The organism is Nocardioides sp. NPDC004968 (assembly GCF_040608935.1).
Taxonomy (GTDB): Bacteria; Actinomycetota; Actinomycetes; order Propionibacteriales; family Nocardioidaceae; genus Nocardioides.
In genome coordinates, this window is record NZ_JBEXJF010000029.1 from 1 (window position 1) to 24,148 (window position 24,148).

Below are 24,148 nucleotides of genomic sequence, written 5' to 3' on the forward strand. Positions count from 1 at the left end.
GGATGCTCGGGTTGAGCATCCGGGCCCTTGGTAGGAATCCCCGGTTAACCGGTGAAACCTGCACTTCTCAGGTGTTGCAATGCCAGAGAAGTGCAGGGATACCCGGTTAACCGGGTATCCCTGCAGCAGCTCAGCGACCGACCGCCGCCTTGGCGTCGACGATGCCGCTGCCGTAGAAGCCGTTCGGGGCCTTGCCACCCTCACAGGTGTGGGTGGAGGTCGCCGTCGTGCCGTTGGGCAGGTGGCGTACGTAGGTGAAGTCCGCCGGGACGGGGCAGGCCTTGTCGGTGGCCGACTTCAGCAGGATCTTCTCGACCTTCTTGGGCGAGAGGGTCTTGCCGGAGAAGTCGCGGCTGCCGTACTCGCCGACGATCAGCGCGGCCACACCAGCAGCGTGCGGGGAGGCCATCGAGGTGCCCTGCAGGTACTGGTAGTAGGAGCACTCACCGCTGGAGCAGTCCGCGACGGCCCACGGCACCAGGACCTCGCCGGTGGCAGGGTCGATCGCGCCCTCGGCCACACCCAGGTCGTACGGGTAGGCGGCCAGGATGGTCGCGGCGAAGTCGCGCGTGCCGTCCGCAGTGTCGTACGCATCCCCACCAGGCGCCGCGACGTCGACGAAGCCGTCGCCGTAGCTGGAGTAGTAGGACTTGCGCTCGGACGGACCGGTGGAGCTGACCGCGATGACCCCGTTGCCCTCGGTGGGCATCGAGACGCACGACTCCGGGTCGAGCAGGTCACGGACGTACGCGGCCTCGCCGGGCTCGCTGGCGTAGTCGGGGCTGCTCGCGTCGGTCTGCGGCTTGGTGTAGTCGATCGCCTGGTTGCCGGCGGCCGCGACGAGGGTGACGCCACGGGCGCGGGCGTAGTCGAGGGCACGCTGCATCGCGGTGATGATCGTGGCCTGCTCAGCCTGGTCCGCGGCGGAGTCGGCCGGGTGGCTGGTGCAGTTGAACAGCCACGGGTCGACGTAGTAGCTCATGTTGACCACGTCGATGCCGTTGCGGCCGGCGTAGGTCAGCGCGTCGACCGACGGCTGCAGGAAGAAGTAGCCGGAGTCCTGGCCGGCGCGCAGGTTGACGATGTCGGCCTGCGGGGCGACGCCGGAGATGCCGACGCCGTTGACCGGCGAGGCGATGGTCGAGGCGACGTGGGTGCCGTGGCCGTTCTCGTCGACGTCGGCCGCGTCGCTGCACGACGCGTCGGGCTCGTCCTCACACGGACCGTCGACCACGGCGCCGTTGGCGTCGACCGGGATGTCGGTGGTGAAGTTGCGGCTCAGCCTCGCGTCGAAGTTGGGTGCGATGTCGGGGTGCGAACCGTCGACACCGGTGTCCAGGATGCCGACGCGGACACCCTTGCCGCGCTCGGTCTTGTTGGCCGCCGCGGCGTCGATCTGCTTCATGTCCCACTGCAGACCGGAGAGCGGCTCCGTGGACCCCTTGGGCTTCGGCGCCTTGGGCCCGGTGCCCTTGGTGCCGCTGCGGAACTCGGTCTCGACCTTCGACACCTCCTGCTTGCGGGCCTTGCTGGCCGCGTCAGGAGTCGTGGCGCCCACGATCCTGTCCTGGGCCGCGCCGACGAGGGCCTTCGAGGCGTTGGCCGCCTCGGCGAATCCCTCACCAGCGGTCACCGTCGCGACTCCGATGGCACTGTTCTCCGAGACGATCTCGCCCCCCGCGGCCTTCACCGCGGCACGGGCGCTGGCGGCCGAGGATCCCTCGGCATATGCCACGACATAGCGGACCTCCTGGTCAGAGGTGGCGTTTCCCGAGTTCGCCATGACGAGGGTGCCGGTGACCCCCAGCGCGACTGCGGCCGCGCCTGTCAACAACCTACGCATGCTGTCTCCATTCCTGGATTCGGTGGTCGAGATTGTCGGGACCACCGCTGTCATGGCCCTTGTCGGCCCGACAGTGGGCCCAGCATGCCCTAGTCCGCATCTGGTCGAACAGGGTTTGGCAGGAGCACTGACCCATAATTAGGTTTGTGAGTGAGTGCTCACTCACTTACCCTGGTCGACGTGGACGAACGACGTACGCGGGCCAAGCCGATTCCCGCCGCCGACCGGCGCGCCGCGATCATCGCGGCGACCGAGACACTGCTGATCGAGCACGGCACGGCGACAACGACCAGGCTCATCGCCGAGGCGGCCGGAGTCGCCGAAGGCACGATCTTCAGACACTTCCGCGACAAGCGGGAGCTCTACCGGGCCGTGGCCGAGAACATCTTCGACCCGGTCCGAGCGGACGAGTCGATCACGGAGGTCGTGGAGGGCAAGGCCGAGATCGAGGACAAGCTCCGTGCGGTCATCGACCTGCTCGCGGCATCCTCGCAGCGCAACCTCCTCGTGATGATGGCGGTGCGCTCGGCCGTGCTCGAGCAGCCAGACCCCGAAGACGTACGTCAGCAGCACGGACCCCCGAAGTTCATCATCGATGCCAACAAGGCCCTCGTCGACAACCTGACCCGGCTCGTCTTCGAGCCGCACGTGGACGAGCTGCGGCTGCCGCCGCGCAAGGCCGCGCTGGTGCTGCGCAGCCTCACGATCGGGGCCTGGCTCCCTGGTCTGAACCGAACGAACCAGCCGTTGAGCAGCGGAGACGTCATCGACGTGCTGCTCGGCGGCATTCTCATCGAGCACAGTCCCATCGAGCACAGCCTGACCAGAGAGACCCCCTGAATGCTTCTCCGACTCCTGCGGGACTACCTGCTCCCGTACAAGCGATTCCTGGTCGTCATCGCGATCCTGCAGCTCATCTCGACGTCGGCCTTCATGCTGCTGCCCAGCCTGAACGCCGACATCATCGACAAGGGCGTGGCCGAGGGCGACACCGGTTACATCATGAGGATCGGCGCGATCATGCTCGGCGTCGCGTTCGTGCAGATCCTCGCCTCGATCGTCAGCGTCTACTTCGCCGCACGCAGCTCGATGAGCTTCGGTCGCGACCTGCGAGCGGCGATCTTCGCGAAGGTCGGCTCGTTCAGCGCTCGCGAAGTCGGCCGCTTCGGCGCCCCGTCGCTGATCACCCGGACCACGAACGACGTCCAGCAGGTCCAGATGCTCGCCGTGCTCACCTGCACGCTCGCGGTGATGGTGCCGATGATGATGGTCGGCGGCGTCGCGATGGCGATCCGTGTGGACGCCGGGCTCTCCTGGCTGCTCGCGGTCGTCATCCCCGTGCTGCTCATCTCCATGACCGTGGTCGTACGCGGCATGGTCCCCAACTTCCGCAAGGTGCAGGAGCGCATCGACGCGGTCAACCGCATCCTGCGCGAGCAGATCACCGGCATCCGAGTGATCCGGGCGTTCGTACGCGAGCGTCAGGAGACCGAGCGCTTCGCGAAGGCCAACGACGAGCTCACCGACGTCGCGCTGCGGGCCGGGCGCTGGATGTCGACGATGTTCCCGCTGATGATGCTGGTCATCAACGTCGCCAGCGTCGCGGTGATCTGGTTCGGCGGCATCCGGGTCGACAACGGGTTGATGCAGGTCGGCCCGCTGACCGCCTTCCTGCAGTACCTGATGCAGATCCTGATGTCGATCATGATGGGCACCTTCATGCTCATGCAGGTCCCGCGCGCCGCCGTCTGCGCCGACCGGATCGCCGAGGTCCTCGACACCGAGACCAGCGTGACCCCGCCGGCGGCAGGCGTCACGGAGATCTCCCGGCACGGGTACGTCGACCTGAGCGGAGCCGGCTTCACCTACCCCGGCGCGGACCACCCCGTCCTCCACGACCTCACCTTCGAGGCCCGGCCCGGGCAGACCGTCGCGATCATCGGCTCCACCGGCGCAGGCAAGACGACCCTCCTCGGCCTCATCCCGCGGCTCTTCGACGCGACCGCAGGTGTCGTCCGCGTGGGTGGGATCGACGTACGCGACCTCGACCCGGCCACCCTGCGCAGCTCCCTCGGGCTGGTGCCGCAAAAGGCGTTCCTCTTCACCGGCACCGTCCGCTCCAACCTGCTCCACGGCAAGCCGGACGCCACCGACGAGGAGCTCTGGCATGCCCTCGAGGTCGCCCAGGCGCGTGACTTCGTGGAGCGGATGGCCCCCGAGGACGGCACCGGCCTCGACGCCGAGATCGACCAGGGCGGCACCAACGTCTCCGGTGGTCAGCGGCAACGTCTGGCCATCGCCCGGGCGCTGGTGAGGAGGCCCGACATCTATCTCTTCGACGACTCGTTCTCCGCGCTCGACGTCGCCACCGACGCCCGCCTCCGCGCGGCGCTCGCCCCCGAGACCCGCAACTCCACGGTCGTCGTGGTCGCCCAGCGGGTCTCCACCATCCGCGACGCCGACAAGATCCTCGTGCTCGAGGACGGCGCCATCGTCGGCGAGGGCACCCACGAGGAGCTCCTCGCCGGCAACGCCACCTATCAGGAGATCGTCTCCTCCCAGCTCAGTGCAGAGGAGGCGGCAGCATGAGCGACCAGAACACCAGCCAGACAGATGGCCAGATGAAGAAGACCGAGCGGATCGTACGTCCCCAGGGCGGCCCCGGCCCGATGGGCGCAGGCGGCGCGGTGGGGGACAAGGCGATGAACTTCGTCCCCTCGGCCAAGCGGCTGCTGCGCCGGATGGCGCCCTACAAGGTCCACGCCTACGCCACCATCGGCCTGGCCGCGATCAGCGTCACCCTGATGTCGCTGGGTCCGTGGCTGCTGGGCAAGGCCACCAACATCATCTTCGGCGGTGTCTTCTCCAGGGAGCTGCCGGCGGGGGTCACCCAGGAGGAGGCCGTCGAGGGTCTGCGTGCCCAGGGCGACGACAAGCTCGCGGACATGCTCTCCGGGATGGAGTACGTCACCCCGGGCCAGGGCGTCGACTTCGACGCCCTGCGCAGCGCGCTGCTGGTGGTGCTCGCCGTCTACCTCGTCGCCTCCCTGCTCTCCTTCGTGCAGGGCTGGATCCTCAACTCGGTCGTCCAGGGCACCGTGAAGGGCCTGCGCGAGGACGTCGAGAAGAAGGTCCACAGCGTCCCGCTGTCCTACTTCGACAAGCAGCCGCGAGGCGAGCTGCTCAGCCGCGTCACCAACGACATCGACAACATCAGCCAGACTCTGCAGCAGACCTTCAGCCAGGTGCTGACCGCTCTGTTCACGCTGGTCACGGTCTTGTTCATGATGTTCTGGATCAGCCCGATGCTGGCCCTGATCGCGCTGCTCGCGGTGCCGGTCTCGCTGGTGGTGACCAGCGCGGTGATGAAGCGGTCGCAGGGCCAGTTCGTGGCCCAGTGGCGGCACACCGGGAAGCTCAACGGCCACATCGAAGAGACCTTCTCCGGCCACGACCTGGTCAAGGTCTTCGGGCGTCAGGAGGAGGTCGAGAAGACCTTCGCCGAGGAGAACGACAAGCTCTTCGCCGCATCCTTCAAGGCACAGTTCATCAGCGGGATCCTGATGCCGTTGATGATGTTCGTCGGCAACCTGATGTTCGTGGTGGTCTGCGTCGTCGGGTCCCTCCGGGTCGCCAGTGGAGCCCTGAGCCTCGGTGAGCTGCAGGCCTTCATCCAGTACTCGCGTCAGTTCACCCAACCCATCACCACCCTCGCCTCGATGATGAACCTGCTCCAGTCGGGCGTCGCCTCGGCCGAGCGGGTCTTCGAGCTGCTCGACGCAGAGGAGCAGACGCCCGATGTCGGCGCTCCCCGGAACGGCGCCGGGGCCGGCGAGGTCCGGTTCGAGCACGTGAGCTTCTCCTACGACAAGGACCGGCCGCTCATCGAGGACCTGTCCCTGGTGGCCTGCCCCGGGCAGACCGTCGCGATCGTCGGCCCCACCGGTGCCGGCAAGACCACCCTGGTCAACCTGATCATGAGGTTCTACGAGCTCGATGCCGGGCAGATCACCCTCGACGGCGTCGACATCGCCTCGATTCCCCGTTCCGACCTGCGTGAACGCACGGGCATGGTGCTCCAGGACACCTGGCTCTTCGAAGGTACGATCCGCGACAACATCCGCTACGGCCGGCCGGACGCGACCGAGGAGGACCTCCTCGAGGCGGCCCGGGCGACGTACGTCGACAGGTTCGTGCACTCGCTGCCGGATGGCTACGACACCCTGATCACCGACGAGGGCGGCAACCTCTCGGCGGGCGAGCGGCAGCTGATCACCATCGCGAGGGCCTTCCTCGCCGAGCCGTCGCTGCTGATCCTCGACGAGGCGACCTCCTCGGTCGACACCCGCACCGAGCTGCTCCTGCAGCACGCCATGGCGGCACTGCGCTCGGACCGTACATCCTTCGTGATCGCCCACCGGCTCTCCACGATCCGCGACGCCGACCTGATCCTGGTCATGCGCGACGGCGCGATCGTCGAGCAGGGCAACCATGCCGAGCTGCTGGAGGCGAAGGGTGCGTACGCCGAGCTCTACCAGTCGCAGTTCAGCCACGCCCTCGTCGAGGAGCCGGCTTGAGAAATAACCCTTTGATCCCGTTATGGCCCGGCGCCTACCGTAGAGCCACACGGGAAAGGAGGTGATCCGATCAGATGAAGAACGATTGGATGCGTGAGGTGGCTGCTCGCTAGCAGCTTCCCCGACAAGGGATGGGGCTGGCAATCCAACAGCAGCCACCCGACCCGCAGGCGTACCGGACTCATCCACCGGGTTGGCCACCAGGCCCGCCTGCGGGTCGCCCCGTTTTCTGCATTGTTGGGATCAGCCGGACCGGCGACAAGTTGCGTTTAGCAACTAATCCGACGTACATTGGTTGTCAATGTTCAACCAATTCGCGTGAGAGCCGAGTCCCACTTGTCAGAGTCCCAGCAGTCCTCGCAGGCCATCGCGGCACCGCAGATGACCCACCGCCAGATCATGGAGGTCCTCTCCGGCCTTCTGATGGCGCTCTTCGTCGCCATGCTGTCCGGTACGTCGGTCGCCAACGCCCTGCCGCGGATCGTCACCGACCTCGGCGGCACCCAGAGTGGCTACACCTGGATCGTCGTCTCGAGCATGCTGGCGATGACCGCGACGATGCCGATCTGGGGCAAGCTCGCCGACCTCTACAACAAGAAGGTGCTGGTCCAAGCCGCGCTCGGCCTGTTCATCGTCGGATCGGCGATCTGTGGTCTGGCGCCGTCGATGCCGGTGATCATCACCGGCCGGGTCATCGCCGGCCTCGGCATGGGCGGCATCATCGCATTGATCCAGGTGATCATCGCGACGATCGTCTCCCCGCGTGAGCGCGGTCGCTACTCGGGTTACATCGGCGCGGTCTTCGCCCTGGCCACGGTCATCGGGCCGCTCGTCGGCGGCGTGGTCGTCGACTCCCCGCTGGGCTGGCCCGGCGTCTTCTATGTCGGCGTGCCGTTCGCGGTGGTCGCCTTCATCCTGCTCCAGAAGACCCTGCACCTCCCGCACGTACGCCGCGAGGTCAGCATCGACTACCTCGGCGCGTTCCTGCTGGTCGCCGGCGTCTCGACGCTGCTGATCTGGGTCACCCTGGGCGGCGACTCCTTCGCGTGGACCTCGCTGATGTCGTACGCCCTGGTCGCCGGCAGCGTCGTCGTGCTGGCCCTCGCGATCCTGGTCGAGGGCAGGTTCGCCAAGGAGCCGATCATCCCGCTGCGCCTCTTCCGCGACCGCACGATGGTCCTCTCCACCCTCGCCTCGTTCTTCGTCGGTGCCGGGATGTTCGGCGCGACTGTCTACCTGCAGCAGTACTTCCAGACCGCTCGCGGGATGACGCCGACCCACGCCGGCCTGATGTCGATCTGCATGGTGCTCGGACTCTCCAGTGCCGGGATGATCACCGGGCGCCTGATCAGCTCTACCGGACGCTGGAAGCGCTACCTGATCTTCGGCGGCATCATGCTGCCGATCGGGCTCTATCTGCTCAGCACGATCGACGAGCACACCAACCTGGCCCTGGTGGGCGCCTTCATGGCCGTTCTCGGTCTCGGCGTCGGTGCCACCAACCAGAACCTCGTCCTCGCGGTGCAGAACAACCTCGACAACAAGGACATGGGTGCCGGCTCCTCGGTCGTCGCGTTCTTCCGGTCGATGGGCGGCTCGATGGGCATCGCCGCGCTCGGCGCCGTGCTCTCCCACCGGGTCGAGGACGTCATCACCGACGGCATCCCGGAGCTGGTGGCCAGCGGAAAGGTGACCCCCGAAGAGCTGCAGAGCCTGCAGGGCAGCGGGCTCGCCGATCCGGCGAGCATGCCGAGCGCGGTGCAGGCCCTCTACGAGCACGCCTTCGCCGTCGCCACCGCCGATCTCTTCCTGGTGGCCATCCCGTGCGCGGTCATCGCGCTGGTTGCGATCCTGGGTATCAAGGAGGTTCCGCTCAAGACTACGATCGAGGACCTCGCCGACGAAGAGATCGCTCCTGAGGTCGCCGCGGAGCTCGAGGCGGGAGGAGCGGGCCGGAGATGACAGGGATGACAGCCATGGACAAAGCCGCCCAGGGCGAGCAGTTCGAGGACGGCCCTCGCGGTGAGTCGCTCAGCCGGCTCGAGTCCGAGGTCGGTGTGCTCGTGTGGAGGGCCAAGCGGGCGATGAAGGCACGCGGCCGGATGCTCCACCCGGATCTGCCGCCCGGCGGCTACATGATGCTGACCTGGATCGCCGAGCGTGGCCCCGTACGCGCCTCCGCGCTGGTCGACGGACTCGGCATCGACAAGGGAGCGGTCAGCCGGATGGTGCAGGCCATGATCGACCTGGGCCTCCTCGAGCGCCATCCCGACCCCGAGGACGGGCGGGCCAGCCTGGTCTCGCTGACCGCCGAGGCCCGTGAGGGGCTCGAGCGGGTGGCCCGGGAGCGTCGCGTACGTTTCAACGACCGGCTGGCCGACTGGAGTCCGGACGAGATCGACCGGCTCAGCGCTATGCTTTCCAGATACAACGAAGCCCTAGAACGCCAGGGCTCCTAGGGGATCGCGCCGTGATGATCTCTCCTGCAGGCCGACGTCGTTCGGGACACACCCTGCTGGGTTCGGTTTTTCTGACTGATTCAAGGATGTAGGATTAGCCCGTGAGCGATCTCATCGATACCACCGAGATGTACCTCCGCACGATCTACGAGCTGGTCGAAGAGGGAATCGTTCCGCTGCGCGCCCGTATCGCAGAGCGTCTGCACCAGTCCGGCCCCACGGTCTCCCAGACCGTCGCCCGGATGGAGCGCGACGGGCTGCTCACCGTCGAGGGTGACCGCCACCTGCAGCTCACCGACGAGGGCCTTCGCCTGGCCACCCGGGTGATGCGCAAGCACCGCCTCGCGGAGCGGCTGCTCACCGACGTCATCGGTCTCGACTGGGAGCTCGTGCACGAGGAGGCCTGCCGCTGGGAGCACGTCATGTCCGACACCGTCGAGAAGCGACTGCTCGACCTGCTCGGCGACCCGACCGAGTCGCCCTACGGCAACCCGATCCCCGGTCTCGACGAGCTCGGCGGCAAGCCCGCCGACGAGGACTTCATGGCCGGCGTCCAGTCGCTCACGGCTGCGGCGAGCTCCGAGCGCGCCACCGTCCTGGTGCGTCGCATCTCCGAGGAGATGCAGAAGGACGAGTCGCTGATGAGCGCCCTGCGCCGGGTCGGTGCGACCCCGGACCAGACCGTCGCCATCAAGGCGACCCCCGACGGGGTCATGCTCGGTTCCGGTGGGGAGACCGCGGAGATCATCCCCGAGGCCGCGGACCATATCTTCGTAAAGGCCCTCTGACCCGCAGATGCGTCGCTGGTCGGCTCCACGAGTCGTCTTCGATGTGGCAACGCTGCGCCCACTTTTGTAACCGCGGGTGAAATTCTCTCGACGTCGGCAGAATCTGGCACATCACTCTGGACCGATTACGTCATAGATGCTTATGTTTGACGTGCAAGGCCTGCTGGAAGCCCGATTGTCGATGTGGGCTTCAGCAGTTGTCATGTCGAGACTTGCGGGGGTCTCCGGAGGGGAGAGCTCTATGGAGGTCGTTCATCTGCCCGCTCGCGGCCGCGAGCTGGATGAGACGTTCCGCCCAGTCGCCGTCCACCACACCGACACCGGCCTGACCCGTCACCTCGAGCGCGGCGAGGAGATCGTGCTCACCGACCTCGGTGGCGACTACCACAGCGCCAAGGTTCTGCTGATCGACGAAGGCCCGGTCTACCACTTCTTCATCGGTGCCAGACTCTCCGTCGACGAGGCCGCCGGCCGCATGGCCGACCTGCCCCAATCACGCTCTGCGTGACGCCAAGGTGGTGAGGAACTCGCTGGTCCCGACCTCCAGCTTGTACGCAGCGTCCCCATCGCCCCTGGTGGCGCCGCGGTTGACGATGACGACCGGGATCCCGGCCTTCGCCGCCCGGCGCACGAACCGATAGCCACTCATCACCGCCAGACTCGAGCCCGCGACGAGCAGCACGCCCTTCCCCTGCCGCTCGTCGCGGAGTTCGAGGCCTGGTTCCGCCAGCGCGTCGACCGCCGCCATGCACCGGGCGACCCGGTCCTTGGGCACGTTCTCGCCGAAGAAGACGACGTCAGGCTTGAGGATGCCACCGCAGATCTCGCAGTCGGGCACGACGAAGTCCTGCGTCTCCTCGAGCGCGACGTCACCGTCAGGCCGGGACTCGACGTCCGCGTGCGCATCGGCCCAACCCGCGTTGAGCGCCTCCATCCGCTCCTGAAGGTCGCGGCGCGGGCTCAGCGTGCGGCAAGACAGGCAGATCACATCGGACACCCGCCCGTGCAGCGTCACGATCCGGCCGCCGCTGGCGAGCTCGGGTGCCGCCTGCTCGTGCAGACCGTCGACGTTCTGGGTGATCAGCAGCTCGGGATCGATCGCGGCCAGGGCGCGATGGCCGGCGTTCGGCACCGCGCTGCCCATCCGCCGCCAGCCGAGGTGGCTGCGAGCCCAGTAGCGCTGCCGCTCCTGCGGGCCAGAGATGAACTGCTGGTACGTCATCGGCTGCCGGGACGGGCTGCCCGGGCTGCGGTAGTCGGGGATGCCCGAGTCGGTCGAGACGCCGGCCCCGGTCAGCACCACGAGGCGCCGGGCCTGCAGGAGGGCCATGGCTGCCGCGTACGAATCTTCGGATATCGCCCCCGGGGCGAGGGTCACGAGGCGTACCTGCCCTCGGCGCGAGCCTTGCGCTTCGCGGCCTCGGCCTCACGGTTCTTCTTGGGGGCGTTGGTGACCAGATCGTCGAGGAGATGCCGGGTGATGTGGGCGATCTCGGCGACGGCGTGGTCGAAGGCCTCTTGGTTGGCGGCCGAAGGCTTGGTCGTGCCGCTCACCTTGCGTACGAACTGCAGGGCGGCAGCGGCCACCTCGTCGTTGGTGGCGGGCGGCTCGAAGTTGTGGAGCGGGCGGATGTTGCGGCACATGCCATCCACGGTACCTGGATCCAGGCGACGGTCAGCGCGATCGGCCAGGGGTGTGGGAGGGGGCCTGGCCGCGCGGATGCGGTGGCATCGGCCCGCCGTTGGGCGCGGCGCCCTTGGCCTGCCTCACGTCATCGGCCGGAGGAGCCGGTCGCGGCACGACGCCGTCCTCGAGGAGCTGGCTCGCCATCAGAGCGGCCTGGGTGCGGTGGCTGACGCCGAGCTTGGCGAGCAGACCGGTGATGTGGTTCTTCACGGTCTTCTCCGCCAGCACCAGACGGTCGGCGATCTGCCGGTTGGAGATGCCCTCGGCGAGCAGGACCAGGATCCGGCGCTGCTGCGGAGTCAGGTCGGCGACCACCTCGTGCATCCGGCGGCGCTCCTCGACGTTGTGGACCACCTTGGCGGCCGCCTCGGGGTCGAAGAGGGTGTGGCCGCTGGCCACCAGGCGTACGCCGGAGACCAGGCTCGTCGCCTCGATCTGCTTGAGCACGTAACCGGCCGCCCCGGCCATGATCGCCTGGCTCATCACCTCGTCGTCGGCGTCGGTGGCCAGGATCATGCAGCGGATGTCGCTCTTCATCGCGAGCGCCTCGCGGCACAGCGCCACCCCGGAGGCGTCGGGCAGGTGGGCGTCGAGGATGAGTACGTCAGGACGGAGCGTCGCGATCAGCGGTCGTGCCTCGGCGGCGGTGCGGGCCTCACCCACGACTTCGATGTCCGATTCGGGCAGCAGGACCGTACGCACGCCGACACGCACAACGTCGTGACCGTCGGCCAGCAGAACGCTGATCACCGCGTCGCCCACAGGCTCGTCTCACTCATCTCGTGGTTGGGGATGGTGCCTGGTCGTTCACTCAAATGCTGATTCACCGAAAGAAACCGCTCAAGAGTATCCCTATTGATGCAACATTTGATCACTGAGAGACCCGTGCCGTCTCGGATTTCGTTGCTTCTGGAAAGGTAGCGGTTATGACGTCTCCTCGCGATCTCGACATCGTCCTGTTCGGCGCGACCGGATTCACGGGCGGTCTGGTGGCCGGATATCTCGCCGAGCACGCGCCCGAGGGACTGCGATGGGCGCTCGCCGGCCGCTCCCTGTCGCGGCTCGAGGCCGTCCGTGACTCGCTCGACTCTCCTGGCGTCGAGCTCATCCAGGCCGACGTGCACGATTCCTCGTCGCTGGCTGCGCTCGCGGCACGTGCTCGCGTCGTGATCACCACGGTCGGGCCCTACCTGGAGTACGGCGAGCCGCTGGTCAAGGCCTGCGCCGAGGCCGGCACCGACTACGTCGACCTGACCGGAGAACCCGAGTTCGTCGACCGGATGTTCGTGATGTACGACGCCACCGCCCGCGCCAACGGTGCCAGGATCGTGCACGCCTGCGGGTTCGACTCGATCCCGCACGACCTCGGTGCCTTCTTCACGGTGCGCGAGCTCGCCGCCGGCGGGGAGATCACCGGGCCGCTGACGATGAAGGGCGTCGTCCGCTCCAACGCCACCTTCTCCGGCGGCACCTTCCACTCCGCGCTGGGGCAGATGTCGCGGCCCCGGGAGATGGCGGCCGCGTCGCGCGAGCGCCGTGCGCTCGAGGAGCGGCCGAAGGGGCGTACGTCTCGACCGGCGAAGCCTTCGTTGGGCCGCGACCGTGAACTGGGCTACTGGCTGCTGCCGCTGCCGACCATCGACCCGTTCATCGTCGCGCGCTCCGGCCGGGCCCTTGAGGCCTATGGCCCCGCGTTCACCTACTCGCACTTCGCCGGAACCAAGACTCTGAGGTACGCCGTCGGCGGCGCGGTCGGCGTCGGTGCCCTCGCCCTCGCGATGCAGGTGCCGCCGCTGCGGGCCAAGCTGGGTGATCGGGTCAAGCAGGGCACCGGGCCCTCCGAGGGCCGCCGCGAGAAGTCGTGGTTCACCGTCGACTTCGTCGCCGAGTCCGGGGGCCGGAAGATCCACACCAAGGTCTCCGGAGGCGACCCCGGCTACACCGAGACGGCGAAGATGCTCGCCGAGTCGGCGCTCTGCCTGGCCTTCGACACGCTGCCCGAGACGTCCGGTTCTGTGACCACCGCGGTCGCGATGGGCGATGCGCTCCTCGATCGGCTCCAGGTCGCGGGGATCCGGTTCGAGGTCATCGACGCGTCACAGGTCGCGGTGGCATAGGGAAATATCTGGCACTGGTGCCCCAGGCAAGAGTCGAACTTGCGACCTTTCGCTTAGGAGGCGGCTGCTCTATCCACTGAGCTACTGGGGCATTCGCGAATATCTTGCCATGGTGGCAGGTGATACTACGGTTTGGGGTTCGATGCGGTGAGGGGCCAAACTTGGGGCCCTCGCGTAGGTTGAGTCACCGTCGACTCAACCCGAATCCCCCCAATGACAAGCGACGAATGACGGTGATCTATGCCTGACTCCTCCATGCCTCCCCGACGTGGGGGTGCGGATTCAGGCTCCGGCGTGTCCGGATTCGAGTGGATGTACGGCGCCGACGAGCCTGAGAGCAACGAGTCTGGGGGGACTCATTCCGGCCGTGGTGCTCGGGTCGCCGACGTACCGACCGACCAGCCGTCGGCGGAGCCGGGGGGTGGCCGGCGAGCTGCGCGTCCGCAGTCCGACTTCGTGTCGCCGCCGCCTCCCGGGCCCGGATCGGGATCGTCGGGTGGTGGCCGTCGGGCTGCGCGTCCGGCCCGCCAGGAGCCGGCTCAACCCGAGCCTCCCGCCGTCGAGCCGCTGCACGCAGAACCGGTGCGGCAGGAGCCGACCCGCGCCGAGCGCTTGCAGGCGATGGGCCGGGGGACCCCTGGGCCGTCGCCGATGCCTGCCCCTCCAGCCCCTCAGGAGTGGGACCCCGACGCGACGGCCGTGGCCCCTCCGTTGCGCGAGACTCCGCGCCCTGGACGCCGAATACCCGCGCCGCCGGCCCCCGTACCCTCCGTCGAGGAGACCGCGATCGCGCCGGCGCCGGAGTGGTATCGCCAGGATCCTCACCCCGCCCCTCCCACCCCCCAGGTCCCCGACCAGCAGCTCGCCCCGCCGGCCGCGCGCGAGTTCGACTGGAACGACCCTGGCGCGACCGCTGTCGCGCCCCGGCCTGACCCGGCCGACCGGCCCCGAGGGCGTACGTCCTCGCGCGATGAGCTGCACGAGGCCCGCCACGAGGCCTATCCCGCCCCGGGGCGCCGGGGCGCTGCGTACGCATCGGGCTATGACGACGAGTCCTACGACGACTACCCGCCCGAGGGTGGCTACCAGGAGCCGTACGCCCCCTACCCGGACGACGAGCGCGAGGAGCGCGACAAGCCGCGGGTCAGCGTGTGGCAGGTGCTCAGCTCGACCCTGCTCGTGCTGGCGCTGCTCGTCGGCCTGTTCACCGTCTACACCTACCGCAGCCTGCGGTCGAACATCAGCACCGTCAGCCTCGGCGAGGCGGCTGCTGACGTCGGCCCGAAGGAACCGATCAACATCCTCGTGATGGGTTCGGACAGCCGCGACTGCAAGGGGTGTGGCCTGGACGGCGAGAGCGGTGGCGGCTCGGACACCACCATCCTGTTGCACCTTTCGGCGAACCGTAAGTTCGCCTACGGCGTCTCCATCCCGCGCGACACGATGGTCAACCGGCCTTCGTGCAAGACGGAGGACGGGAAGACCGCCCCAGCGGACTATGTGCAGTGGAACGCTGCGTACGAGACCGGAGGTCCGACCTGCACCGTTGAACAGGTGGAGTCAGTGGCTTCTGAGATGTGCGGTGAGAAGTGCGACATCACCATCAATCATCTCGTCGTGGTCGACTTCGGAAGCTTTAAGGGGATGGTCGACGCCATCGACGGCGTCGACGTGTGTCTTCCGGAGGCTGTGGAGGACAGCTACACAGGCGCCAAGTTCAAGGCCGGCCCCTCGACGCTGAACGGCAAGGAAGCGCTTCAGTACGTCCGCATGCGCCACGTCTTCGGTGACGGAAGCGACTTGTTGCGGGCGAAGCGCCAGCAGGCGTTCATCGGCTCGATGGCGGCGAAGCTGCTCTCTGGTGACACCTTGTCGAGCCCGACGAAGGTACTCGGCTTCCTGAACGCCGCGACCAAGGGCCTGACGATGGACGAAGGCCTCAAGGACAACCTCGACACGATGGCCAAGATCGGTGCTGGCTTCCAGAGCATTGGGATGGAGAACATCAAGTTCCTCACCATCCCCGTGGCGACGGACCCCCAGAACGAGAACCGAGTCGTCCTCGATGACGAGAAGGCCAAGAACGTCTGGCGGGCCATCGCGAACGACAAGCCGTTGACCAAGAAGATCGCGGCGGGCTCGCTTGATGCGGGGCAGGCCGCGGGCGATAAGGACAAGAAGAAGCCCGAAGGCTCCGGCGAAGGCACCGACGGCGAGACCGCTGGTTCGGAGCCCTCCGACGATGCGTCCTCGGGTGACTCCTCGGGCGACGCGTCGGGCAATGCCAGCAGTGGAGCGACCGAGGAGGAGCTCGCCGCGATCGCCGAGCAGGCTAAGGCTGAGCGCGAGCGTGCGGGTCTGTGCTGATGGCTGAGGACACCTCGTCCGAACCGGAAGCGCCGGACGAACCGGCGGAGCCGGAGGAGCCGGAGTGGAAGCGCAAGCAGAGGCTGGCGCGGATCTTCGGTGACGTACTTCCCGAGACGACCAGCGACGAGCGGGACTCGTCGGCGGAGTCGGAGGAGTCGGCGTCGGATCGATGGCTGAAATCGCAGGTGCCGCCTCACCACGGTGGGTGAGACGGCACCTGGGTGCGAACGGGTCAGCGGGCGGCGCTGAGGCGGTCGCGGATCTGCTTGAGGATGTCGATCTCGGTCTCGCCCGGCTCGGGTTCCGGGAAGAAGCGCTCCTTGGCGGCGGTGTAGGGCTTGACGATCATGAAGTAGACCACCGCGGCCATGATGAGGAAGGCGATAACCGCGGTCAGCCATGCGCCGAGGCTGACGCCGCCCGGCTCGTAGTTCGAGAAGTCGGGCGTGCCGCCGACCTTGCCGATCAGGTCCATGATCACGTCGACCGTCGCGGTCACCACCGAGGCGAACGCGGCACCCATGATGAACGCGACCGCTAGTTTGATCAGGTCGCCCTGGAGCAGGAACTTCTTGAAACCGTTCATGTGTTGCTTTCTCCTGTTGCTCATTGTGTGAGGTGAAGGAGACCCCGGATGTGGCGTGCGTTGGCCGTCAGTACGCGAAGGTGAGGTAGCCACCCACCCCTGCTGATGTGACGTCCTCGACGCTGTCCTCGGCGACTCCGACGATGACCAGACGCCCGGCCGAAGTGTTCGTGACGCCAAACCCGTCGGTCTTTCCTTGTGCCATGGAATCATCGCGGCTCGGCTCCGCGGCTTGAGGGAGGCTGAGGATCAGCGTGTCGGTGGTGACCAGGGCGGTCTCGGCGGTGGCGGGGTCGGTGGCGTAGAGGTCGACGGTGTCGCCGACGTGGAGCAGCCCGGCCATCTCGGCGTCGGGGAGCCGGACCGGGACGGCCACCAGGTCGGGGTGTCCCTCGGTCAGCTTCGGACCGACGAGACGTACGTCGGTGACGGGCTCGCCACGCCGCAAGGGCGCTGCGAGGCGCTCTCCGAGCGGCGCTTCGGCGAGGTCGGCAGGGATGTTGGCGGGGTCGGTCGAGACGTCGGTGAGGTCGGCGGCGGTGAGGACCGTGCCGACCGGCAGATCTCGGGAGGCGACCGCCATCGTCGAGGTGTCGGGTGGGTCCGGCCGGGTGGCCGAGAACCCGATCGCGACCGCCGATGCGGTCAGCAGGAACGCCAGCAGGCGTCGATGGGCGAGGACTCCGCGGCGTACGCGGCGGGAGAAGGACGTGATTCGAGTGAACATGCGGGCACGCTAAGTCGCCCGCGCGATTCCCGCATCTCGCTATCCACAGCCCAGATCAGGTTGTGGATGACCTTGTGGATAACCCGACGCCGCGGGTGGGTCTCAGTCCGAGGAGCTGGAGGCGGCCTGCGCCGGGGAGGAGGTGCTCGAGGACGACGTCGTCGAGGACGTGGAGGACGTCGACGAGGAGGACCCGGAGCGGGAGTCGGTGCGGTAGAAGCCCGAGCCCTTGAAGACGACGCCGGCGGCGCTGAAGACCTTGCGCAGCTTGCCGCCGCACTCGGGGCACTCGGTCAGCGAGGCGTCGCTGAAGCTCTGGAACTGGTCGAAGGCGTGGCCGCACTCGGTGCAGGCGTACTGATAGGTGGGCACGTTTCTCCTAGAACAGAATCTGGCACTCGACGGGCGCGACTGCCAATATTAGCGAACGCCTAGGAGAAGCGCTGCATTCCCTCCGCGCTCGCCGCAGCTCCGACCGCCCGGTCGTGCGCCTCGACCGGCACCGAGACGCCGATCTCCCATGGATAGAGAAGTGCGCAGGTGAAGGTTCCGGCCGGCACCCGAGACAGCACACGGTCGTAGGATCCGCCGCCACGCCCCATCCGACGCCCACGCGAGTCGACGGCCAGGCCGGGGACGAGAACGACGTCAGCGCCGGCGATCGCGGAGACGCCCAACCGCTCCCCGCCGGGCTCCAGCAGCCCCCGAGGCGCCCGTACCAGCTCTCCGTCGTACGCGGCCCAGTCCAAATCGTTGTCCGGCAGCAGACAGGGCAGCAGGATGCGTTTGCCGGCCGCGTCCAGCTCGTCGATCAGAGGTCCGGTGCCCGGTTCGGTGCCTATCGAGACGTAGAGCGCAACCGTTCCGGCGCTGCGTACGTCTGGAATATCAGTGACCACCTGCGACAGGGCGCGCGCGAGCGAACCCAACCGAGGGAGCCCGATGCGCCCCCGGCTAGTCAGCAACTGGTCGCGTAAGGCAGTCTTGCGCCCCACGAAGTCAGCGGGGGCTGGACTATCAGAACCCGGAGGGGTGTGTGAACCCGACACAACGACAGCCTAGGCTTTCCTCTATGGGTAGCCCAGGTTTGGCCAAGGCAATGGCGAAGATGCGCGATGCCGGCGTGGACGACGTCGCGGTGCAGACATTCGCACATTACTACCGCCAGCTCGAGCACGGTGAGACCGGGATGATCCCGGAGGAGACCATCGAGCCGGTCGACATCCCGTCGATCAGCGACGCCGTGGTCACCGACGAGGAGGCGCACGCCGCCATCTCGACCACCGCGGTGATCAAGCTCAACGGCGGCCTCGGCACCTCGATGGGCATGGACCGTGCCAAGTCGCTGCTGTGCGTGCGCAAGGGTCTGAGCTTCCTGGACGTGATCGCCCGCCAGATCCTGCACATGCGCGAGAAGTACGACGTACGTCTCCCGCTGCTGCTGATGAACTCCTTCCGCACCTCCGAGGACAGCCTGGCCGCGCTCGAGCGCTACCAGGACCTGCCGGTCGAGGGCCTGCCGCTGGAGTTCCTGCAGAACCGTGAGCCGCGCCTGCTCGTCGACAATCTGACCCCGGTCGAGTGGCCCAAGGACCCCGAGCTCGAGTGGTGCCCGCCGGGCCACGGCGACATCTACACCGCCCTGCTCGACACCGGGCTCCTCGACCTGCTCATCGAGCAGGGCTACGAGCGCGTCTTCGTCTCCAACTCCGACAACCTCGGCGCCGTCCCCGACGAGAAGGTCGCCGGCTGGTTCGCCAAGTCCGGTGCCCCCTTCGCCATCGAGGCCGTACGCCGCACGCCGAGCGACCGCAAGGGCGGTCACTTCGCGCGCCGCAAGTCCGACGGCCGCCTGATCCTGCGTGAGACCGCGCAGACGCTGGACGAGGACAAGGTGGCGCTGCAGGACCTCAACCGCCACAAGTACTGCTCGACCAACAACATCTGGTTCGACCTGAAGGCGCTCAAGAAGGTCCTCTCCGAGCGCGACGGCATCCTCGGCCTGCCGCTGATCCGCAACGAGAAGACCGTCGATCCCGCCGACCCGAAGACCCCTAAGGTCGTCCAGATCGAGACCGCCATGGGCGCCGCGATCGAGGTCTTCGAGGGCTCGCAGCTGATCGAGGTCGGTCGCGACCGGTTCGTCCCGGTCAAGACGACCAACGACCTCCTGGTCCTCCGCTCCGACGTCTACGACATCGGCGACAACTTCGTGCTCGACCAGGTCGCCGACGTGGTGCCGTTCATCGACCTGGACGGCGACTACTACAAGTACGTCGCGAACTTCGACGAGCGCTTCCCTGAGGGCGCTCCGTCGCTGCGCAAGGCGGCCTCGCTCACCGTCAACGGCGACTGGACCTTCGGCAAGGGCGTCCAGGTCGTCGGGGCGGTCTCGCTCGACGGCGCCGACGCCGAACGCGTCGCGCCCGCCACCGTCCTGTCCGACTGACCAACGGCTGATCCACAAGCGTCGGGTTGCTCTGCGGGGCGACCCGGCCCTGTGCGATCTTTCCGGCGTGAAGAGCGTACGACTCGTGGCGTTGATCGTCATGGGCCTGCTCGCTGTGGTGATCACCGCGGTGGGGGCCTTTGTCCCGGGTGATCCCGATGGCGAGGCCGCAGCCGAGATGGAGTCGTTGCGTTCGGCTCCGGCGTGTGACAGCCAGCCGACGAAGCCGGCCGCGTGCACGTGGAAAGGCGAGTTCGAGTTCGTCGGCTCCGAGTATCACGAGGGATATCGCGGCCGCAGCTGGTACTCGATCGACCTCCGCGACACCAGGCTGGATCCGGACGGTAGCCCCGGTTTCGTCCGTGCCGTCGAGAAGTTCGACCGCGAGGACATCGAGGGACTGACCTACGGCATGCCGGTCGCCGCGACCCTCTGGCGCGGTCGGATCATCGAGGTCCGGATCGACGGGCGAGAGCTACCGACCAGCGACTACCCCGAGACGGTGCCCAAGGGCTTGAGTCTGACTCCGGTCCAGGGCACCGTCACCCCGATCTTCGGAGCCGTCTTCCTCCTCGCCTGTGGTCTGCTGCCGTACGTTCGAGACTTCCGTGCCCGCCGAGCGCAGGCGACCACGCAGAACGGCGCTGCGGGCGACTAGTGTTTCCGGGGTGACACCCCACGAATATCGCCAGCGCATTCTCGACGACCTCGAGCCGATGCCGGCCTACCCGCAGCCCTTGATGGACTGCCTCGGGCTGGCGGTGGCGGAGGACATCCATGCCGAGGTGGCCCTCCCGGGCTTCGACAACTCCTCGATGGACGGCTACGCGGTCCGCTACGCCGATGTCGCGACCGCTTCGGCCGAGGCTCCGGCGCGGTTGCCGGTGCTCGGTGAGATCGGTGCCGGGCAGGCCTCGCTGCTGGCGCTCCCGCCGGCCGCGGCGGCGAAGATCATGACGGGCGCTCCGCTGCCGACGGGTGCCGACACGGTCGTGCCGTACGAGTGGACCGACCGAGGCGTCGCCGAGGTCGAGATCCGGCAGACGCCGGAGGAGGCTCAGCACGTCCGCTACGCGGGGGAGGATGTCGCCAAGGGCGATCTGCTCATCCCCGCGGGCACGGTGCTCGGCCCTCGCCATCTGGGCCTGATCGCCTCCGTGGGCCGCGCGCAGGTGGCGGTGCGCCCGCGCCCCCGGGTCGTGGTGCTCTCGACCGGCACCGAGCTGCGCGAGCCCGGCGAGACCCTGGGCCACGACTCGATCTACGACGGCAACTCCTTCCTGCTGGCCGCCGCCGCTCGCCGTGCCGGCGCGATCGCCTACCGTGTCGGGATCGTGCCCGACGAGCCGCGGGCGTTCATGACCGCGCTCTCCGACCAGCTCGTCCGTGCCGACCTGGTGGTGACCTCCGGCGGCGTCTCGATGGGCGACTACGACGTGGTCAAGGAGGCGCTGACGCCGGAGGGGGTCTGGTTCGGCCCGGTGAGCATGCAGCCGGGCAAGCCGCAGGGCTTCGGCCGGATCGGCGAGGAGCGGGTGCCGGTCCTGTGCCTCCCCGGCAACCCGGTCTCCTCGTTCGTCTCCTTCGAGCTCTTCGTGCTCCCGGCGCTGCGCCGGCTGATGGGCATGACCCCCGAGGCCAGGCCCGTACGCCGCGCCGCCCTGACCCACGCGGTGCGCTCCCCGAAGGGCAAGGAGCAGTACCTCCGCGGCTGGTACGACGGCTCCCGTGCCGGTGTCTCGCCGATCGGCGGGCCCGGGTCCCACCTGATCGGGGACCTCGCCGGCGCCAACTGTCTGATCGTCATTCCGCCGGAGACGACCTCGCTGGACAAGGACGCCGAGGTGGACGTGATCGAGCTGGACGTGGAGTTCTGATGGCTGACAGGTTGACCCACGTCGATGAGACCGGCGCGGCCCGGATGGTCGACGTCTCCGAGAAGGCGGTCACGGCTCGTACCGCGACCGCGTCCGGGCGGGTGCTGGTCGCACCCGAGGTCGTCGAGCTGCTTCGCGGCGAGGGCGTACCCAAGGGGGACGCGCTTGCTGTCGCCCGCATCGCGGGGATCATGGGCGCCAAGAAGACCCCCGATCTGATCCCGCTGTGCCACCCGCTGGCGGTCTCGGGCGTCAAGGTCGAGCTGAGCGTCGCCGATGACGCTGTCGAGATCACCGCGACCGTGAAGACCACCGACCGCACCGGTGTCGAGATGGAGGCGCTGACCGCGGTCGCGGTCGCCGGACTCACCGTCGTGGACATGATCAAGGCCGTCGACAAGGGGGCGGTCATCACCGATATCCGGGTCGAGAAAAAGACCGGCGGAAAGTCGGGCACCTGGGAAATCGGGCAGAGCCAGCGATGAGCCTCAAAGCGACCGTCGTCGTCGCCTCCAACCGCGCCTCGGCAGGCGTCTATGAGGACACCACCGGACCCCTCCTGGTCGCCTTTCTAAAAGAGCTCGGTTTCGTGGTCGGCCCTCCCGAGGTCGTACGCGACGGAGACCCGGTCGGCGAGGCCATCGCCCGGGCGGCCGAGGAGGGAGCGCGGGTCGTCCTGACCACCGGCGGCACGGGGCTGACCCCCACCGACCGCACCCCCGAGGTCACCCGCCCGCTGCTCGATCGTGAGATCCCCGGCATCGCCGAGGGCATCCGCGCGGCCGGAGTGGCCAAGGGGATCCCGACGGCGCTACTGTCCCGCGGTCTGGCCGGTCAGATCGGAGCGTGTGTGGTGGTGAACCTTCCCGGGTCCCGGGGCGGCGTGAAGGATGCGATCGAGATCCTTCGTCCGGTGCTGCCCCACGCCGTGGAGCAGAGTGTAGGAAGCGACCATCAGTGACCGATCCCGGCTGGCCCGCCGTCCTCTCTCACGGCGCGGTGACTCTACGCCCGCTCGACCGCACCGACGCCAAGGCATGGACCGAGGCGCGCCGCCGCTCGGCGGCCTGGCTGCACCAGTGGGACGCGACCGTCCCACCGGGATCCAGCGCGCGGCCCACGACGTTCGCGAGCCTCGTACGTCGTCTTAGGCGTCAGGCCAAGCGTGGCGTGACCTATCCGTTCGCGATCGATGTCGACGGTGTTTTCGCTGGTCAGGTCACGGTCAACAACATCGTGCGCGGCTCCGCACAGTTCGCCTCGATCGGCTACTGGATCGACCAGCGCTTCGCCGGACGCGGCGTGATGCCGCTGGCGGTGGCGCTGGTCATCGACCACTGTTTCACCGCCGCGCGGCTGCATCGGATCGAGATCTGCATCCGCCCGGAGAACTCCAACTCGCTCCGCGTCGTGGAGAAACTGGGCATCAACGAGATCGGATATGCGCCCCGATTTCTGCATATCGACGGTGCCTGGCGAGATCACCGTATCTTCGCGATAACGGTTGAAGAATGTCACCAAGGAATGCTGGCCAGGCTCGGTTTGTCACCTGAATGAGGCATTGACTCGGCGTGTCCTTCTGAAATCACACAAGTCACACGCGACACACCACTGCACGTCCGCCTACGGGCTGGTAATGGCTCCTACGCTTCTTAACGTGGACCCGAGCGCACTCATCTTCGTCGCCCTCGCCGTGGCGTGGGCGGTGTACTTGGTGCCCAAGATGCTCGAACAGACAGCGACGGCCGAGGACGGGACCAAGAGCCGGGCCAGCGCCGCCATCTCCAAGTCCCGCCGGATCCTCGCACGGCGAGAAGCCACCGGCAAGGACTCCACCGATCTGGTGACCGAGAAGTCGCCGAAGAAGCCGGAGGCGGAGGCTGAGGCTGAGGCGATCCCGGCTGAGCCCGATCAAGGGCGTGCTCCGCGACCCGTCCCGATGGCCGTACGCCGCCGCGCGGCTAGCGCCGCGGCCAAGCGCCGCAGCATCGTGCTCGGTGTGCTCGTCCTCGGTCTCGCCGTGGTCGGCGCGCTCGCCGGCTTCGGTGTCTTCGGGCCCGTGTGGATCGCGATCCCGGGCGCGCTGGTCGTCGCCTGGCTCGTCACCTGCCGGCTCAGCGTGCGCCATCAGCGTGAGGTCTGGGCGCGGATCCCGTTCCCCGAGGACCTCCCCGAGCCCGAGCCGGTCGCCCCGCCCCGGGTCACCTTCGACATCGACCAGGACACCGGCGATCTGGTCGCCGTCGTCGAGCACGACGACACTGGCGAGCACCTCCCCGCGGGATCCTGGAAGCCGGTGGAGACACCGCTGCCGACGTACGTCTCCAAGGAGGCCGCGCCGCGCCGCACAGTCCGCACCATCGATCTGGACGCCACTGGCGTGTGGAGCTCGGGTCGCAACGCAGCCGACTCCGAGCTGGTCCGCCAGGCCGAGGAGGCCGAGCGTGCAGCGGCCGAGGCCGCCGAGGCTGCCCGCGGTCGCGCCACGGGCTCCTGAGGCCATACTGATTGGGTAACACCCGCGACGAGATGCTAACGTTTCTCATCGCTTGGGGCTGTGGCGCAGTTGGTAGCGCGTCTCGTTCGCAATGAGAAGGCCAGGGGTTCGAATCCCCTCAGCTCCACCAAGATTTACTGATCAGCGGCACGTTCGGTATCCCGATCTGAC

Annotated in this window: 25 protein-coding genes and 2 tRNA genes; 18 read left to right on the top strand and 9 right to left on the bottom strand. The window is 67.9% G+C overall.

The annotated features are described in order from the left end of the window. Positions 1 to 130 precede the first annotated feature (130 nt). A complete protein-coding gene (locus ABZU72_RS21505; RefSeq protein WP_355020843.1) occupies positions 131 to 1,843 on the bottom strand; it encodes a S8 family serine peptidase in 1,713 nt (570 codons plus the stop codon). A 150-nt stretch (positions 1,844 to 1,993) separates the two neighbouring features. On the opposite strand from ABZU72_RS21505, the gene ABZU72_RS21510 reads away from it, so the two are divergent. The 7 genes from ABZU72_RS21510 to ABZU72_RS21540 all read left to right on the top strand — a co-directional run bounded on the left by ABZU72_RS21510 (position 1,994) and on the right by ABZU72_RS21540 (position 10,175). After that, on the top strand, positions 1,994 to 2,683 hold the full coding sequence (locus ABZU72_RS21510; protein WP_355020844.1) for a helix-turn-helix domain-containing protein: 690 nt from the start codon (positions 1,994 to 1,996) through the stop codon (positions 2,681 to 2,683). After that, positions 2,684 to 4,432: an ABC transporter ATP-binding protein gene (locus ABZU72_RS21515; RefSeq protein ID WP_355020845.1), complete on the top strand. Its 1,749-nt coding sequence runs from the start codon at positions 2,684 to 2,686 to the stop codon at positions 4,430 to 4,432. Then, on the top strand, positions 4,429 to 6,420 hold the full coding sequence (locus ABZU72_RS21520) for an ABC transporter ATP-binding protein (protein WP_355020846.1): 1,992 nt from the start codon (positions 4,429 to 4,431) through the stop codon (positions 6,418 to 6,420). Before ABZU72_RS21515 ends, ABZU72_RS21520 begins: the two co-directional genes overlap by 4 nt. Positions 6,421 to 6,756: 336 nt before the next feature. Continuing rightward, complete coding sequence (locus ABZU72_RS21525; RefSeq protein WP_355020847.1) at positions 6,757 to 8,382, top strand: MDR family MFS transporter; 1,626 nt, start codon at positions 6,757 to 6,759, stop codon at positions 8,380 to 8,382. Next, on the top strand, positions 8,379 to 8,879 hold the full coding sequence (locus tag ABZU72_RS21530) for a MarR family winged helix-turn-helix transcriptional regulator (RefSeq protein ID WP_355020848.1): 501 nt from the start codon (positions 8,379 to 8,381) through the stop codon (positions 8,877 to 8,879). The genes ABZU72_RS21525 and ABZU72_RS21530 overlap by 4 nt, the downstream gene beginning before the upstream one ends. 101 nt (positions 8,880 to 8,980) lie before the next feature. After that, the gene (locus ABZU72_RS21535; protein ID WP_141802577.1) at positions 8,981 to 9,667 is read left to right on the top strand and encodes a metal-dependent transcriptional regulator; all 687 of its coding nucleotides are present in this window, start codon (positions 8,981 to 8,983) and stop codon (positions 9,665 to 9,667) included. Between the two features lie 241 nt (positions 9,668 to 9,908). After that, the gene (locus tag ABZU72_RS21540) at positions 9,909 to 10,175 is read left to right on the top strand and encodes a hypothetical protein (RefSeq protein WP_091042652.1); all 267 of its coding nucleotides are present in this window, start codon (positions 9,909 to 9,911) and stop codon (positions 10,173 to 10,175) included. On the opposite strand, the gene ABZU72_RS21545 is transcribed toward ABZU72_RS21540, so the two are convergent. From ABZU72_RS21545 to ABZU72_RS21555, 3 genes are read right to left on the bottom strand one after another with little or no spacing between them, the layout of a single operon-like run. Then, positions 10,161 to 10,997 carry a Sir2 family NAD-dependent protein deacetylase gene (locus tag ABZU72_RS21545; protein ID WP_355020849.1) on the bottom strand — a complete coding sequence of 279 codons (837 nt, stop codon included), beginning with the start codon at positions 10,995 to 10,997 and terminating at the stop codon, positions 10,161 to 10,163. The two genes, ABZU72_RS21540 and ABZU72_RS21545, sit on opposite strands and share 15 nt — an antisense overlap. Positions 10,998 to 11,041: 44 nt before the next feature. Next, positions 11,042 to 11,311, bottom strand: a complete 270-nt coding sequence (locus tag ABZU72_RS21550) for a DUF2277 domain-containing protein (RefSeq protein WP_355020850.1) — start codon at positions 11,309 to 11,311, stop codon at positions 11,042 to 11,044. A gap of 31 nt (positions 11,312 to 11,342) precedes the next feature. Then, positions 11,343 to 12,104: a response regulator transcription factor gene (locus ABZU72_RS21555; protein ID WP_355020851.1), complete on the bottom strand. Its 762-nt coding sequence runs from the start codon at positions 12,102 to 12,104 to the stop codon at positions 11,343 to 11,345. Between the two features lie 176 nt (positions 12,105 to 12,280). Between ABZU72_RS21555 and ABZU72_RS21560 the strand changes: the two genes are divergently transcribed. Further along, positions 12,281 to 13,471 (top strand): saccharopine dehydrogenase NADP-binding domain-containing protein, encoded by a 1,191-nt coding sequence (locus ABZU72_RS21560; RefSeq protein ID WP_355020852.1) that lies wholly within the window; start codon positions 12,281 to 12,283, stop codon positions 13,469 to 13,471. Positions 13,472 to 13,486: 15 nt separating this feature from the next. Here ABZU72_RS21560 and ABZU72_RS21565 read toward each other — a convergent pair. Further along, positions 13,487 to 13,562 (bottom strand) — tRNA-Arg (locus tag ABZU72_RS21565). Between the two features lie 560 nt (positions 13,563 to 14,122). Between ABZU72_RS21565 and ABZU72_RS21570 the strand changes: the two genes are divergently transcribed. Further along, positions 14,123 to 15,838 (top strand): LCP family protein, encoded by a 1,716-nt coding sequence (locus ABZU72_RS21570; protein WP_355020853.1) that lies wholly within the window; start codon positions 14,123 to 14,125, stop codon positions 15,836 to 15,838. After that, complete coding sequence (locus ABZU72_RS21575; RefSeq protein WP_355020854.1) at positions 15,838 to 16,050, top strand: hypothetical protein; 213 nt, start codon at positions 15,838 to 15,840, stop codon at positions 16,048 to 16,050. The genes ABZU72_RS21570 and ABZU72_RS21575 overlap by 1 nt, the downstream gene beginning before the upstream one ends. Positions 16,051 to 16,073: 23 nt before the next feature. On the opposite strand, the gene ABZU72_RS21580 is transcribed toward ABZU72_RS21575, so the two are convergent. The 4 genes from ABZU72_RS21580 to ABZU72_RS21595 all read right to left on the bottom strand — a co-directional run bounded on the left by ABZU72_RS21580 (position 16,074) and on the right by ABZU72_RS21595 (position 18,203). Continuing rightward, on the bottom strand, positions 16,074 to 16,427 hold the full coding sequence (locus ABZU72_RS21580; protein ID WP_355020855.1) for an MscL family protein: 354 nt from the start codon (positions 16,425 to 16,427) through the stop codon (positions 16,074 to 16,076). 67 nt (positions 16,428 to 16,494) lie between these two features. Next, positions 16,495 to 17,154 carry an SAF domain-containing protein gene (locus ABZU72_RS21585; RefSeq protein WP_355020856.1) on the bottom strand — a complete coding sequence of 220 codons (660 nt, stop codon included), beginning with the start codon at positions 17,152 to 17,154 and terminating at the stop codon, positions 16,495 to 16,497. 102 nt (positions 17,155 to 17,256) lie between these two features. Next, complete coding sequence (locus ABZU72_RS21590) at positions 17,257 to 17,526, bottom strand: FmdB family zinc ribbon protein (RefSeq protein WP_355020857.1); 270 nt, start codon at positions 17,524 to 17,526, stop codon at positions 17,257 to 17,259. A 59-nt stretch (positions 17,527 to 17,585) separates the two neighbouring features. After that, a complete protein-coding gene (locus tag ABZU72_RS21595; protein ID WP_355020858.1) occupies positions 17,586 to 18,203 on the bottom strand; it encodes a 5-formyltetrahydrofolate cyclo-ligase in 618 nt (205 codons plus the stop codon). Positions 18,204 to 18,226: 23 nt separating this feature from the next. Here ABZU72_RS21595 and ABZU72_RS21600 point away from each other — a divergent pair, with 23 nt between their 5' ends. The 8 genes from ABZU72_RS21600 (at position 18,227) to ABZU72_RS21635 (ending at position 24,107) form a co-directional block, all read left to right on the top strand. Then, a complete protein-coding gene (locus ABZU72_RS21600; protein ID WP_355020859.1) occupies positions 18,227 to 19,603 on the top strand; it encodes a UTP--glucose-1-phosphate uridylyltransferase in 1,377 nt (458 codons plus the stop codon). 67 nt (positions 19,604 to 19,670) lie between these two features. Continuing rightward, the gene (locus tag ABZU72_RS21605) at positions 19,671 to 20,261 is read left to right on the top strand and encodes a hypothetical protein (RefSeq protein WP_355020860.1); all 591 of its coding nucleotides are present in this window, start codon (positions 19,671 to 19,673) and stop codon (positions 20,259 to 20,261) included. Between the two features lie 10 nt (positions 20,262 to 20,271). Next, positions 20,272 to 21,480, top strand: coding sequence for a gephyrin-like molybdotransferase Glp (glp, locus tag ABZU72_RS21610; protein ID WP_355020861.1), 1,209 nt, complete (start codon positions 20,272 to 20,274; stop codon positions 21,478 to 21,480). Then, positions 21,480 to 21,965: a cyclic pyranopterin monophosphate synthase MoaC gene (moaC, locus tag ABZU72_RS21615; RefSeq protein ID WP_355020862.1), complete on the top strand. Its 486-nt coding sequence runs from the start codon at positions 21,480 to 21,482 to the stop codon at positions 21,963 to 21,965. Before glp ends, moaC begins: the two co-directional genes overlap by 1 nt. Then, positions 21,962 to 22,441: a MogA/MoaB family molybdenum cofactor biosynthesis protein gene (locus tag ABZU72_RS21620; protein ID WP_355020863.1), complete on the top strand. Its 480-nt coding sequence runs from the start codon at positions 21,962 to 21,964 to the stop codon at positions 22,439 to 22,441. The genes moaC and ABZU72_RS21620 overlap by 4 nt, the downstream gene beginning before the upstream one ends. Then, complete coding sequence (locus ABZU72_RS21625; protein ID WP_350836541.1) at positions 22,438 to 23,037, top strand: GNAT family protein; 600 nt, start codon at positions 22,438 to 22,440, stop codon at positions 23,035 to 23,037. The genes ABZU72_RS21620 and ABZU72_RS21625 overlap by 4 nt, the downstream gene beginning before the upstream one ends. 100 nt (positions 23,038 to 23,137) lie before the next feature. Beyond that, the gene (locus ABZU72_RS21630) at positions 23,138 to 23,977 is read left to right on the top strand and encodes a hypothetical protein (RefSeq protein WP_355020864.1); all 840 of its coding nucleotides are present in this window, start codon (positions 23,138 to 23,140) and stop codon (positions 23,975 to 23,977) included. Between the two features lie 54 nt (positions 23,978 to 24,031). Continuing rightward, positions 24,032 to 24,107, top strand: a tRNA-Ala gene (locus ABZU72_RS21635). The last annotated feature ends 41 nt before the right edge of the window (positions 24,108 to 24,148 follow it).